General features: G+C 59.6%; 10 protein-coding genes and 1 pseudogene. 6 read left to right on the forward strand and 5 right to left on the reverse strand.

Annotated elements, in window-relative coordinates; genetic code table 11:
* The first annotated feature begins 28 nt into the window (after positions 1–28).
* From F0169_RS17900 to F0169_RS17915, 4 genes and pseudogenes are all read left to right on the forward strand, one after another.
* Positions 29–1,045, forward strand: coding sequence for a DUF4917 family protein (locus F0169_RS17900; protein WP_058413323.1), 1,017 nt, complete (start codon positions 29–31; stop codon positions 1,043–1,045).
* Positions 1,046–1,188: 143 nt separating this feature from the next.
* Positions 1,189–1,728, forward strand: a complete 540-nt coding sequence (locus F0169_RS17905; protein ID WP_152747217.1) for an RNA polymerase sigma factor — start codon at positions 1,189–1,191, stop codon at positions 1,726–1,728.
* Complete coding sequence (locus F0169_RS17910; RefSeq protein ID WP_152747218.1) at positions 1,725–2,693, forward strand: FecR family protein; 969 nt, start codon at positions 1,725–1,727, stop codon at positions 2,691–2,693. The genes F0169_RS17905 and F0169_RS17910 overlap by 4 nt, the downstream gene beginning before the upstream one ends.
* A 127-nt stretch (positions 2,694–2,820) precedes the next feature.
* A pseudogene (locus F0169_RS17915) lies at positions 2,821–5,377 on the forward strand (TonB-dependent receptor).
* 226 nt (positions 5,378–5,603) lie between these two features.
* Here F0169_RS17915 and F0169_RS17920 read toward each other — a convergent pair.
* From F0169_RS17920 to F0169_RS17940, 5 genes are all read right to left on the reverse strand, one after another.
* Positions 5,604–6,821 carry a class I SAM-dependent methyltransferase gene (locus F0169_RS17920; RefSeq protein ID WP_152747219.1) on the reverse strand — a complete coding sequence of 406 codons (1,218 nt, stop codon included), beginning with the start codon at positions 6,819–6,821 and terminating at the stop codon, positions 5,604–5,606.
* Between the two features lie 174 nt (positions 6,822–6,995).
* Complete coding sequence (locus F0169_RS17925; RefSeq protein ID WP_152747220.1) at positions 6,996–7,415, reverse strand: hypothetical protein; 420 nt, start codon at positions 7,413–7,415, stop codon at positions 6,996–6,998.
* 95 nt (positions 7,416–7,510) lie between these two features.
* On the reverse strand, positions 7,511–8,128 hold the full coding sequence (locus tag F0169_RS17930) for a TPM domain-containing protein (RefSeq protein WP_152747221.1): 618 nt from the start codon (positions 8,126–8,128) through the stop codon (positions 7,511–7,513).
* Positions 8,129–8,156: 28 nt separating this feature from the next.
* The gene (locus tag F0169_RS17935) at positions 8,157–8,888 is read right to left on the reverse strand and encodes a TPM domain-containing protein (RefSeq protein ID WP_058413329.1); all 732 of its coding nucleotides are present in this window, start codon (positions 8,886–8,888) and stop codon (positions 8,157–8,159) included.
* An 18-nt stretch (positions 8,889–8,906) separates the two neighbouring features.
* A complete protein-coding gene (locus F0169_RS17940) occupies positions 8,907–9,518 on the reverse strand; it encodes a LemA family protein (RefSeq protein WP_099240083.1) in 612 nt (203 codons plus the stop codon).
* 254 nt (positions 9,519–9,772) lie between these two features.
* Between F0169_RS17940 and bglX the strand changes: the two genes are divergently transcribed.
* Both bglX and F0169_RS17950 read left to right on the forward strand, forming a co-directional pair.
* Positions 9,773–12,064 carry a beta-glucosidase BglX gene (gene bglX / locus F0169_RS17945; protein ID WP_152747222.1) on the forward strand — a complete coding sequence of 764 codons (2,292 nt, stop codon included), beginning with the start codon at positions 9,773–9,775 and terminating at the stop codon, positions 12,062–12,064.
* A gap of 158 nt (positions 12,065–12,222) precedes the next feature.
* Positions 12,223–13,652, forward strand: a 1,430-nt coding sequence (locus tag F0169_RS17950; protein ID WP_152747223.1) for a S8 family peptidase, incomplete at its 3' end; no start/stop codon positions are given.

The following is a 13,652-nucleotide window of genomic DNA, read 5'->3' on the forward strand; positions in this document are numbered from 1 at the left end:
TCAGCCGATTTTGAGTAGACCCGCCGCAATGAAGGATTTCCAGGATATTGACGCCCACCTTGAAGACTGGAGCGAACTGCGCAGCACCGTCGACTTCAACGCGATTCTGATCGGCAACGGCGCCAGCCGGGTCATTTGGGAAGATTTTGCCTACGACTCGCTGTTCGAAAACGCCCGCACCGTCGAAGAAAAACCGCTGAGCGCGTCCGAACTGAGTGTGTTCGATGCCCTGCAAACCCGCAGTTTCGAGCAAGCCCTCGGCGCGTTGAAAACCACCAGCCGGGTCAACAAGGCGCTGGCGGTAAGCTCGGCGGCACCGCGCAATCGCTACTACGCGATCAAGGAAGCGTTGATCAATACCATCCACGCCGTGCATATCCCATGGCGCCTGGTACAGCCCTCGACGCTGGCAACCATCAGCGCGGAACTGGCGCAGTACCGCAGCGTTTTCACCAGCAACTATGACTTGCTCAACTACTGGGCGATCCTGCACACGCCGGGCATTGACGACCTGTTCCGCAGCGCCGACGCCAGCTTCGACCTGCGCAACACCCGCACCGACGCCACGCGCATTTTGTACCTGCACGGCGGCCTGCACCTGGTGCGAAACCTCGACGGCACCGCGCGCAAATTGCCAACCACCGACAGCACGTTGCTCAGCAGTTTTGCGATCAACAACACGATCAAGACCCTTGACGACGTGCCGCTGTTTGTCAGTGAAGGCAAGGTTGAGGAGAAGCTCAAGACCATCCGCAGCTCGGACTATCTGTCGTTCTGTTACGAGCAATTGCTCAGCCATGAAGGCGCATTGTGCCTCTTCGGCCATGGCTTGGGGCCACAGGACCAACACTTGGTGGATGCGCTTCGTCAGGCCAACCTGACCACGCTGGCCATTTCGATATCGGGCCGCAGCGACGGGTTTATCCGCCAGCAGAAGCGCCGTTATTCGGAGTTGTTTGATGGCACCGGGGTGCACTTGAAGTTCTTCGCGGCGCGCACTCACCCGCTGGGCAGTTCTGCGCTGTCAGTGCCGGTCGAGCGCTGATTACCTCTACCCAGCCGCTAGCCACAGCGGGGTTCTGCTGCCCTTTAAAGAGGTGTAGACACCTAATATAGCGCGACAAATGATAATAATTCTCGATATGATCCGCGACTTTTCTACGTCGTGCTTCGTCAAGAAGGATACCCATGTCGCGCCCCAAGCCCGACCCGTTGTCGGCCGATGCCTTTCGCGGGTTTTATGCAGATATTCTGTATTTCCTGCGCAAGCGCACGGACAACGCCAGCGACGCGGCAGACATGACCCAGGATGTCTTTACCCAATGGCTGGACTACCGCGACCGGGGCAAGGTCGAGCAGCCTCGGGCGTTTCTGTTCCAGATGGCGCGCAACCTGCTGCGCGATCATTGGCGTAAACAGAAGGTACGGCAAACCGTCCATGCAGAGCAGGCCGACAGAGACGCCGAGCCTGCCACCGATGAGCAAAACGAGCCCATGGCCGCAGCGCTGCGCTTGCAACGGCTGGAACAGTTGAAAGAAGTCCTCGCCGAACTCTCGCCCCGCAGGCGAGAAGCCCTTATGCTGCACCGCTTCGAAGGCTTGAACCAGGCACAGATCGCCGAGCGCATGGGCATTTCGACCAGCATGGTAGAAAAGCACATCGCGTTTGCCCTGCTGCATTGCAAGCGACGCCTTCAACACGACCGCGGCACGGAGCAGCCAGAATGAACCGCCTGAGCGACATTGACGCACTGGACATCGAAGCGAGCGACTCCATCGATGCCCAAGCCGCCAGTTGGTTTGCCCGCAACCGCAATGACCCCGGGCGTGCCGACCGTAAAGCGTTTGCCGCCTGGCAGGCAACGCCAGCCCATGCGCGTGCCTACGCTGAATTCGAGCAACTGTGGGCCGACCTTGCCCAGTTGCAGCAACTGAACAAACCCGTGCCGCTGCCCACGCGTGCACCGTCGGTTTGGCGCCCTGCCCTTGGCGTGGCCGCCGCACTGGTCTGCGCGGTAATCGCCAGCCCACTCGGCGCGCCCCGCGAGCTCTACCACAGCCACATTGCCGCGCACGCCAAAGGCATGCGCACGCTTGGTCTGCCCGACGGCAGCACGCTGTTCGTGAATGCCAATACGCGTCTGCGCGTGGATTTCAGCGCCGAGCAACGCGTGGTGCATCTGGACAAGGGCCAACTGTACATTGAGGTGGCTGCCGACAAAGAGCGCCCGTTGTACGTGCAAGCCGGCGAGGCGAACGTGCGCGTGGTCGGCACCGGGTTCGATGTGCGGCGCAGCCAACAGCAATTGGTGGTCAGCGTGGCCCATGGCCAAGTGGCCTTTACGCCCGCGCCCAAAAGCCCGGTTGCCTTGCTCGGCGCCCGTCAACGCGCGGCCTACAGCTATGCCAAGGGCAGCGTGCAAGAGCAAACGCTCAGCGTTGACGAAGTGGCCGATTGGCGCAGCGGGCACTTGTCGTTTCGCAATCGCGAGTTGGCCAGCCTGATCGATGAGTTGAGCCTCTACCGTCCGCAAGCGCCGTTGCAGGTCAGCCATGCCGTCGCGCAACTGAAGGTCTCGGGCAACCTGGACGTGAATGACCCGGACGCCTTGCTCAACGCCCTGCCTGCCCTGCTACCGGTGAAAACCGTGACGTCAGCCGATGGCATCGTGAGAATCGAGCCGGTCAAGTAAGCTCAGGAAGCGCTCATTTGAGAATATTTTGCATTCGCATGTGTGGTTTTTTTCACCTGCCGCGTCTTCCTCCCGTCTGCGTTTGATACGCACACCTTTTGGCTAGTTAGCCACCCTGGGGGATTCCATGTTTCGCGCGCCTTGCCACGCTTCGCAGCTGTTTCTTCGACCGACGCTTATCGCCACCTGCCTGGCGTTCAGCCTGAGTGCCGAGGCCGAGTCAGTTAAGCTGCAATTGCCCGCCCAGTCGCTGGCGACCTCGTTGAGCCAAGTGGCGCAGCAGGCGAAAATTCAACTGTTGTTCGATGAAACGCTGCTCAAGAACGTGCAGGCGCCGGCGCTCAACGGTGAGTTCAGCGCGGAAGCGGCGATTCGCAGCCTACTGAAAAACGGCGCGTTCACCTTGATCAAGGTCGGCACTACTTACGTGGTGCGCCCCGACCAGGGCAAGGCCACCCAAAGCGGCGCGATCCAACTGGACGCCCTCAGCGTGATCGGCACCGGCAACGACGTCGACTCCAACACCGTCAACCGCTCCACCCTGAGCCAGGCAGACATCGACCGCTACCAGGCCAATAACATTCCAAGCCTGTTGCAAACCCTGCCCGGCGTCAGCCAGGGCGGCTCGCTGAAACCGGGCGGCCAGACCATCAACATTCGTGGCTTTGGCGATGCCGAAGACGTGCCGCTGACCGTCGACGGCGCGACCAAAAGCGGCTTTGAGCGCTACCAGCAGGGCACGGTGTTTATCGAGCCCGAGCTGATCAAAAGCATTGAAGTCGAGAAAGGCCCCAACTCCCCGTTCACCGGCAACGGCGGTTTTGGCGGCACGGTCAACATGACCACCAAGGACGCCCCGGACCTGCTTCAAGACGGCCGCAACAGCGGCGCGATGCTCAAATACGGTTACTCCAGCAACGACCACGAACAGGTCTACAGCGGCGCCGTGTATGGCCGCACCGACGACGGCCGTTTCGATGCCTTGGCGTACCTCACCCAACGCGACGCGCGACATGAAAGTCGCCGCCGAGCTGCCGAACGAGAACAACCAATACCCGATCAACCCCAAACGCCTGCCGAATACCGCCCAGGATGTGGATGGCAAGCTGTTCAAGGTCAACGCACACCTCACCGATGAACACAGCGTTGGCGTGTCTTACTCACGCTCCCAGAGCAATCGCTGGACACCGTTCTCGGCGGCCAGCTACCCGACGCCGCCGACCCAGGCCAACATCGACCGCTACGGCTACGAAGGTGCGTTGAAGCGTTTTTTAGCGCAGCGCGACACCACCGACACCACCTGGTCCGGCAAGTATGAATACACGCCGCTGAACAACCCGCTGGTGGACCTGAGCGTCAAATACTCGCAGTCCAACACCGACCAGACCGACGAGCGCGACGCCACCGCCTTTTACCAACTGGCCAGCGGCGGGCGCAAGATGGATACGGCCTACACCGATAAGCACCTCGACATCCGCAACGTCAGCCTGTTTGACACCGGCCCCTTGCAACATGCGCTGACCACCGGGGTGCAGGTCCGCAAGCACATCCGCGAAACCGAGATGTGGATGCCCGGCGCCACTTACGACACCGCGCGCTACAACTATGGGCATTTCCAGCCGGGCTTTATGCCGCACGGCAAGGTCGACACCAACAGCTTCTTCATTCAGGACGCGCTGACCGTGGGCGACGTGACGATCACTCCGTCCCTGCGCTACGACCATGTGCGCAACCGCGGCGAAGGCAACGATGCGCCGTACTACAACAACCCGGACCCGGCCATCGGCCACGATTACAGCGACCGCACCTACACCGGTTGGTCGCCGCGCCTGGCGCTGTTCTGGAACGTTACCCCGCACTTGGGGCTGTTCGCCAACTGGAGCAAAACCTGGCGTGCGCCGGTGATCGACGAGCAGTATGAAGTACAAGGCCTGGGCAACCGCACCGCCACCAGCGTTGACCTCGACCCGGAACGCATCACCTCAATCACCGCGGGCAGCGTTTTAAGCTTCGACAACCTGATTGCCCAGAGCGATAACCTGCAAGTGCGCACCACCCTCTTCCACAACAAAGTCGACGATGAAATCTTCAAGGCTACCGGCGTCGGCTGCCAGAATCAGGCGATTAATGGCGGCACGATTTCCACGGCTTGCCCAGCGGGGGCGATGCCCAATTACCGCAACATCGGCGGCCTGACGATCAAGGGTTTTGAGCTGGAATCGTTTTACAACTCCACCTACCTGTTCGGCTCGGTGTCGTTCGCCTATGCCAAAGGTCAACACGAAGGCGCCTACACCAACCCATGGGGCCCGGATGTGTCGGCACGCGATATACCGCCGACCAAATGGGTGGTGGTACTCGGCACCCACCTGCCGGCGTGGGACGCGCAAGTCGGCTGGATGGGCCAGTTCATCGGCGCCACCGACCGCCTGCCCAGCGACAAATATTCCAGCGGCCCGGGCAGCAGCGTGGGCGACCTGTTCTACGACCAATACGCCAACAAGGCTTACAACACTCAAGGCCTGTTCGCCAAATGGAAACCGCAACAGGCTTACCTCAAAGGCACCGAGGTAAACCTCACCGTGGACAACCTGTTCAATAACAACTTCCGCCCGGCCTTGAGCGGCGACCGCGCCTACACCAAAGGCCGTGATGCAAAGATCAGCGTCACGCGGTTCTTCTAAAGGCTGACACGGTTAATGTGTGTGCGGCTTGCTCCGATGGCGGTGTGCCAGATAACTATTTTTCAACTGACACACCGCAATCGCGAGCAAGCCCGCTCCCACAGAAAGCAAAAAAAAGCAGATCTGCTGTGTATGCAAAAGCCGCCTTTGATCTGCTTAAACCACTCACTGTTAAACCACGATGGCCGCCCACGGATTCAAGCCTGCCTGATGTGGGAGCAGGTGTTCAGTTCAGGTAGCCATCCACACGCAGCAAGGTTTCCAGGCAGTGCTCGGTGATGTGGTAGAACGCCTTCAGCGCCTGGATTTTCTCCAGTAACTGCGCGTTGTCCAGCGGCTGGTTGCGCTTGACCGCCAGGATCATCTTGTTCTTGTTGGTGTGTTCCAGCGAGATGAACTCGAACACCTTGGTCTCGTAGCCGCAGGCTTCAAGGTATAACGCGCGCAAGCTGTCGGTGACCATCTCTGCCTGCTGCCCCAAATGCAGGCCGTATTGCAGCATCGGCTTGAGCAACACCGGGCTTTGGATCTGCAGGCGAATCTGCTTGTGGCAGCATGGCGAGCACATGATGATCGACGCACCCGAGCGGATGCCGGTATGAATCGCGTAGTCGGTGGCAATGTCACAGGCGTGCAGCGCAATCATCACGTCCAACTCGCTGGGCGCCACGCTGCGCACGTCACCGCATTTGAAAACCAAACCGGGATGCTCCAGGCGCGCGGCAGCGGCGTTGCACAAGCTGACCATGTCTTCGCGCAGCTCCACGCCCGTCACTTCACCCTCGGCCTTGAGCGTGTTGCGCAGGTAATCGTGAATCGCGAAGGTCAGGTAACCCTTGCCCGAGCCGAAATCGGCCACGCGCACCGGCTGGTCCAGCTTCAACGGTGAGGTGGTCAGCGCATGGCTGAACACTTCGATGAACTTGTTGATCTGCTTCCACTTGCGCGACATCGACGGGATCAGCGCCTGCTTGGCGTCGGTCACGCCGAGGTCGGCGAGGAACGGCCGGCTGAGGTCAAGGAAGCGATTTTTCTCGCGGTTGTGCTCAGCCGTAGGCGCCTCGCGCAATTGCTGCGGCTTGCTTTTGAACAGCGAGCTTTTGTTCTTCTTGCTGTATTCCAACTGAGCTTCGTCGGTCAGCGACAGCAAGTGCGCGTTCTTGAACGACGCCGGCAACAGCTCGGCAATCGCCGCCACAGCGTCGGCCAGCGCGAAGTTCTTGGTGATGTCACGGGTCTTGTAGCGGTAGACGAAGGACAGGCACGGCTGCTCCTTTACCGTCACCGGCTTGATAATCAGCCGCTGCAACTCGGCTTCCTCGCCTGCGTACTTGGCCAGCACCAGCTTGATAAACGCATGCTGCGCGAGGCTTGCGCTGAGCAGTTCGATGAACTGGGCGTGATGATCCGGCGCAGGGCGGGCAGGTTGAGCGGTGGCAGACATGAACAAAAACGCCTCGGGCTGAGAATGCCGGGCATTTTAGGGTGGATAAGCAGTGAGGGCACGGAGAATTTAGCAAATATCACCAACGGTCAATGCACACCCGGCCATTAACTGAAATATTACGCCGCCTCTTAATGCCCATTAAGAGGCAGCACTTACCGCACGTTAAGCAGTTCAATTAACAAAATGGTAGGGGCCAGAGCGATACCAATAAGACCATTTACCATTGCTTAACTTATAGCAATAACAGAGATTATAAGTCCCTGGCGGAGTGTTAAACGTTACCGAAAAGCCAAAAGGATTGGTATTGATTGGAACATCGATCCACTGATAGTTCCCCCCCCAGGCAGGGTCCTTTCCATTAGGGTACAGCCGCAGCGACACCTCCACATCACTTGAACTTTGACCTGTGGGTCCCAGCACCTTGAAGTAGGTTCCCAGCTTTATGGTCGTTCCTTGAACCGGCTGCTGCAAAGCACGCGCCTGAACGACAGGATTTTTTCCAGGGGACGGACCCTCTGAAGCACGCGAGCCGACATATTCATGTGCGATAGAACCTTGATCTTCGGGCATGACAATAATCTCCAGTTTCAACTATTGACTCATTATTTGGAGATGTTATTGGGCGCCCTAAAATCAAGAAGCCATACCTGTGAATACTACCAGTTCCGACCAAAGGCAACTAAGGCCTACTCCAGGACGATCAGGCGATTCGGCAACTCATTACGCGCCTGCGTCACCGGCACATGCACCTTGAGCAACTCGCCACAGGCCTCGATGCACGCAATAAACCCCGCCAACGTCTGCCCCTGTTTCACCTGCTGGGTGAACGTCTTGACGATGCCATCCCAACTGTCGTCATGCATGCGTTTGGAAATACCTTCGTCCACCAGGATCTCCACATAGCGCTCCGCCTCGCTGACAAAAATCAGCACGCCGGTGCCGCCTACCGTGTGGTGCAGGTTCTGCTCCAGAAACTGCCGCCGCGCCAGGTTCGAGGCGCGCCAGTGGCGCACGGATCGCGGGATCAACCGCGTGGTGATTTTGGGCAAACGAAACACCAGGCACAGCACGATAAACGTCGCCCATTGCGCCAACAGCAAGGTGTACATGGTCAGGAAGCCCGACAAATAATGCACCACACCGGGCACCACCAGGGCGATCAGGCTGGCCCACAGCAACGGGATGTAGGCGTAATCGTCGGCACGCGCGGCCAGCACGGTGACCAGTTCCGCGTCGGTATTTTTTTCGACGCGGGCGATTGCCTCGGCGACCTGGCGTTGTTCGTGTTCACTCAGTAATGCCATGGTTGATGCTCTGTTCCAGTTATTGTCATTACCAGCCGCCCGAGGCACCGCCACCGCCAAAACCACCGCCGCCGCCTCTGAAGCCACCCCCACCGCCGCTGCCACCGCCACCGCCGCGCCCACTGCTGCTGAGGATAGCCAACAGGATCGCGCCCACTGGCAGGCCCATGCGATTGCACAGCCACAACACGCCGATCAGCAAAACAAACAAGCCGATGGAAAACCCTGGGTTATCCTTGGCGAAATTTGCGTCCGCCACATGCGCCGGCACTGCCAACGGCTCACCGCCGACCACCTGCACCATCGCCGCAACGCCGTCGCTGATGCCCTGGCTGAAATTGCCGGCCTTGAACTTGGGCGCGATCACCTGGTTGATGATCACCCACGACTGCGCATCCGTCAGCACACCTTCAAGGCCGTAGCCGACTTCGATGCGCAGCTTATGCTCATCGCGGGCGACAATCAGCAGCGCGCCGTTGTCCTTGCCCTTTTGGCCGATGCCCCACTGGCGGCCCAATTGGTAACCGTAGTCTTCAATCGGCACGCCCTGCAGGTCGGGCACCGTGACCACCACAACCTGGGCGCCACGGCTTTGCTCCAACGCCTGCAATTGCTGGGTGATTTGCTCGCGCGTTGCCGGGTCGATCATTTGGGCGCTGTCTACCACCCGCCCGGTCAACGCCGGGAAGGTCAGCGCCGCCTGAGCAGCGCCCACGCAGGCCAACAACCACAGCGCCAGGCCTATCCGTAATAAACGCATCGACACCTCGCAACAGCCTTATTTGAACTTCACTTGCGGCGCTTTATCAGCGTCGGCACTGGTGGCTTCAAACGTGGCACGAATCGGCAAGTCGCTGTACATCACGCTGTGCCACAGGCGACCAGGGAAGGTGCGAATCTCGGTGTTGTACGCTTGCACCGCTTGGATAAAGTCGCGACGAGCGACGGCAATCCGGTTTTCGGTGCCTTCAAGTTGCGATTGCAGGGCCAGGAAGTTCTGGTTGGCCTTGAGGTCCGGGTAACGCTCGGACACCACCATCAAGCGGCTGAGTGCGCCGCTGAGGCCGTCCTGGGCTTGCTGGAACTGCTTGAGTTTTTCCGGGTTGTCGAGCGTGCTGGCGTCCACTTGAATCGAAGTGGCCTTGGCCCGCGCTTCAATCACCGCGGTGAGCGTGTCTTGCTCATGCGCCGCGTAGCCCTTGACCACTTCCACCAGGTTGGGGATCAGGTCGGCGCGCCGTTGGTACTGGTTCTGCACCTGGCCCCAGGCGGCCTTGGCCTGTTCGTCCAGGGTGGGAATGGTGTTGATGCCGCAACCGCTGAGCACGCTGCTGATCAGAAGCAAAGCTGCGGCCTTCAGGCCCCAGCGCGAATAGTGTGCTGCTTGCATGGTGGTTCTCCTGGCGTAACTTGATGGTATTTGATCGCTGACCCTATCGATCACGCGCTTGAGGCATAATCGGCTACCGCTACTGGATTGCATCGAATCAATCAGCTAAAAGATGCGCTGGGTGACTGATAGTTCATAAAGAGCGCCGACGTGTGGCGTTTTTACTGCCGTAACACTCAAACAACAACATATGTTCCCCACATTTTGGCAGAACAGCGCATTTTTGCTGTGCCGTGAGCCGAAAAAGGATATTCATGAAAAAGCTGTGTTTGCTCGGCCTTGTTGCCACGCTGGCCACCCACCCCGTTTGGGCAGAAACAACGCCTGCTGCGCTTAAAGACAAGGACGCGTTTGTCAGCGACTTGCTCAAGCAGATGACCCTTGATGAAAAAATCGGTCAATTGCGCCTGATCAGCATCGGCCCCGAAATGCCCCGCGAGCTGATCCGCAAGGAAATCGCCGCCGGCCACATCGGCGGCACGTTTAATTCGATCACCCGCCCGGAAAACCGTCCGATGCAGGACGCAGCCATGCGCAGCCGGTTGAAGATCCCGATGTTCTTCGCCTACGACGTGATCCACGGCCACCGCACGATTTTCCCGATCAGCCTGGCCCTGGCCTCAAGCTGGGACATGGACGCCATCGGCCGCTCCGGGCGCATTGCCGCCCAGGAAGCCGCCGCCGACAGCCTCGACATCACCTTTGCGCCGATGGTCGACATCTCGCGCGACCCGCGCTGGGGCCGCACCTCTGAAGGGTTTGGCGAAGACACGTACCTGACGTCGCGTATTGCCGAGGTGATGGTCAAGGCCTTCCAGGGCACCAACCCGGCGAATGCCGACAGCCTCATGGCCAGCGTCAAGCACTTTGCCCTGTACGGCGCGGTGGAAGGCGGTCGCGACTACAACGTGGTCGACATGAGCCCGGTCAAGATGTACCAGGACTACCTGCCGCCGTACCACGCGGCAATCAAGGCCGGGGCCGGCAGCGTGATGGTGGCGTTGAATTCGATCAACGGCGTGCCCGCCACCGCCAACACCTGGCTGATGAACGACCTGCTGCGCAAAGACTGGGGCTTCAAAGGCCTGGCCGTCAGCGACCACGGCGCAATCGTCGAGCTGATCAAGCACGGCGTGGCCAAAGACGGGCGTGAAGCCGCCAAGCTGGCGATCAAGGCCGGTATCGACATGAGCATGAACGACTCGCTGTACGGCAAGGAATTGCCTGGGCTGCTCAAGTCCGGCGAGATCGAGCAAAGCGACATCGACAACGCCGTGCGCGAAGTGCTCGGCGCCAAGTACGACATGGGCCTGTTCAAAGACCCGTACCTGCGCATCGGCAAGGCCGAAGATGACCCTGCCGACACCAACGCCGAGAGCCGCCTGCACCGCAGCGACGCACGCGACATCGCGCGCCGCAGCCTGGTATTGCTGAAAAATCATAACGACACGCTGCCACTGAAAAAATCCGCGACCATCGCACTGGTGGGCCCGCTGGCCAAGGCGCCGATCGACATGATGGGCAGTTGGGCCGCCGCCGGTAAACCTGAACAATCGGTGACCCTGCTCGACGGCATCAATGCCGTGATCGGCGAAAAAGGCAAAGTAATCTACGCGCGTGGCGCCAACATCACCAACGACAAGGCCGTGGTCGACTACCTCAACTTCCTCAACTTCGATGCCCCGGAAGTAGTGGATGATACCCGCCCGGCGCAGGTGCTGATCGACGAAGCCGTCAAAGCCGCCAAGGAGGCCGACGTAGTGGTTGCCGCCGTGGGCGAATCGCGTGGCATGTCCCATGAGTCCTCCAGCCGTACCGACCTGAACATTCCGCAAAGTCAGCGCGACCTGATCAAGGCCCTGAAAGCCACCGGCAAACCGCTGGTACTGGTGCTGATGAATGGCCGCCCACTGTCGATTGTCGATGAGAACCAACAGGCCGACGCCATTCTGGAAACCTGGTTCGCCGGCACCGAAGGCGGCCACGCCATCGCCGACGTGCTGTTCGGGGACTACAACCCGTCGGGCAAGCTGCCGATCACCTTCCCACGTTCGGTAGGGCAGATTCCGACGTACTACAGCCACCTGACCATCGGCCGGCCGTTCACTCCGGGCAAGCCGGGCAACTACACCTCGCAGTACTTCGATGACGTCACCGGGCCGCTGTTTCCGTTTGGTTACGGCCTGAGCTATACCACGTTCAGCCTGTCGGACATGGCGCTGTCGTCCACCACCCTGAACAAGACCGGCAAGCTCGACGCCAGCGTCACGCTGAAAAACACCGGCAAGGTAGACGGCGAAACCGTGGTGCAGCTGTATATCCAGGACGTGGCCGGCTCGATGATCCGCCCGATCAAAGAGCTGAAAAACTTCCAGAAGGTCATGCTCAAAGCGGGTGAAGAGCGCACGTTGCACTTCACCATTACTGAGGAAGACTTGAAGTTCTATAACGCCCAGCTCAAGTTCGCGGCGGAACCTGGCGAGTTCAATGTACAGATCGGCCTGGATTCCCAGGCGGTGCAGCAGCAGACCTTCGAGTTGCTGTAAAACCCGCAGCCCCTCTTTTTTGAAGAGGGGCTTGCGCACTGGCCCATCTCGGCCAGTAAAGGCGAACGTTCACTCATCGAAGCAAGCAAAGTCCTACATTACCCACCCTACTCATTCGCACATCCTGTCAGCCCATTTTTTACAGGTGTGTGTGGATTATGTCGCCCACGAAAAACGCCCAAGCGGTAGCCAAAAAAGCGCCCGCTCAATCATCGTTCAAGCTAAGTGCGATTAGCCTTTGTGTACTCGGCAGCCTGTCGGTCATGCCTGTTGAGGCCGCGAGTTATGTCGAACAAGGCCGGCTGCACGATGCTGCCAGTTGGCGCAGTGAAGAGTTCAAGAAAGACTGGGGGCTGGGTGCGGTCGGCGCTGACTACGCCTATGCCAGAGGCCTGAGTGGCGCGGGAGTGCAGGTAGGGGTTTACGATTCTGGAACCGACTTGCGCCATCACGAGTTTGCCGGCAAGCCCAATTACGGCGTGCGCCTGGCAGCCCCCGGTTGTATGAGTGAGGCGGTGCTGGACGGTGGTTGCTTCTTCACCGAGGGCGACCGTTCCCAAGTGAACGTAATCGCCTCATTGCCGCCGCAGGCATTGCTCGGCCTGGAGGAAGCCATTGCCAACGGCGACCTCACCAGAGAGGAGGTGGATGACTATCTCAAACAGGTGGGTGCTCGATACAACCCGCACGGCAGCCATGTTGCTGGCAGAATACTCGCCAATCGTGATGGCTCCGGGGTTCAGGGTGTAGCCTACGCCGCCAACTTGAGTGCGGTGCGCAGGTTCAGTAATACCTACCTGGCCGGGCCGGGTTTGAGTGCTTTCAACGTTACCAATGTACCGCCGGAGGCAGTCAACATCGCGTACGCCCAACTGCACGAGCAAAATGTGCGAGTCGTCAATCATAGTTGGGGACCCACAACCCCCCTCGCGGACGAGGCGGCACTGGACAGATTTTTAGGCCAAATCAACCAATTTCCAGAGCTCAAAGCCATAGCAGACGGCGCGATCAAATACGACATGCTGCAGGTATGGGCAGCAGGCAATACGCAGACAACCAACGCCTCACCGCAAACAGCACCCTTCGCGGGACTTCATTCAAGCCTGCCACGGGCAATCAAGGAGCTGGAGCCCTATTGGCTGACCGTGGTAAACCTCAATCAAGGCCTGACCTTGAGCGATCGCTCCTACCGTTGCGGCTTTAGCAAAGACTGGTGCCTGGCGGCGCCGGGAACCGATATCACCTCAGCTTGGGTCACGGGGACCATCAACACCGAAAACCACTATAACGATGAAGGTGAAGCCGACGGTTTTCAAATCACCGGCGATAATCCCGACTTCGGTTACCTGACTGCGTCCGGCACCTCCATCGCCGCCCCCCACGTCACCGGTGGCCTGGCACTGCTGATGGAGCGTTTCCCCTACCTCGACAACCCGCAAATCCGCGACATATTGCTCACCACCGCCACCGACCTCGGCGAACCAGGCGTAGACGACGTCTACGGCTGGGGCCTGATGAACCTGAAAAAAGCCATCGATGGCCCCGGCCAGTTGCGCGTCGACACCCACGTCAACATGGACCGCCCCGC

Source organism: Pseudomonas kitaguniensis, assembly GCF_009296165.1.
In the GTDB taxonomy this organism is placed as follows: Bacteria; Pseudomonadota; Gammaproteobacteria; order Pseudomonadales; family Pseudomonadaceae; genus Aquipseudomonas; species Aquipseudomonas kitaguniensis.

Excerpts from the sequence above, each read along its gene's own strand:
- F0169_RS17900 (WP_058413323.1), top strand. The coding sequence starts at position 29 with ATGAAGGATTTCCAGGATATTGACGCCCACCTTGAAGACTGGAGCGAA.
- F0169_RS17905 (WP_152747217.1), top strand. The coding sequence starts at position 1,189 with ATGTCGCGCCCCAAGCCCGACCCGTTGTCGGCCGATGCCTTTCGCGGG.
- F0169_RS17910 (WP_152747218.1), top strand. The coding sequence starts at position 1,725 with ATGAACCGCCTGAGCGACATTGACGCACTGGACATCGAAGCGAGCGAC.
- F0169_RS17920 (WP_152747219.1), bottom strand. The coding sequence starts at position 6,821 with ATGTCTGCCACCGCTCAACCTGCCCGCCCTGCGCCGGATCATCACGCC.
- F0169_RS17930 (WP_152747221.1), bottom strand. The coding sequence starts at position 8,128 with ATGGCATTACTGAGTGAACACGAACAACGCCAGGTCGCCGAGGCAATC.
- F0169_RS17935 (WP_058413329.1), bottom strand. The coding sequence starts at position 8,888 with ATGCGTTTATTACGGATAGGCCTGGCGCTGTGGTTGTTGGCCTGCGTG.
- F0169_RS17940 (WP_099240083.1), bottom strand. The coding sequence starts at position 9,518 with ATGCAAGCAGCACACTATTCGCGCTGGGGCCTGAAGGCCGCAGCTTTG.
- bglX (WP_152747222.1), top strand. The coding sequence starts at position 9,773 with ATGAAAAAGCTGTGTTTGCTCGGCCTTGTTGCCACGCTGGCCACCCAC.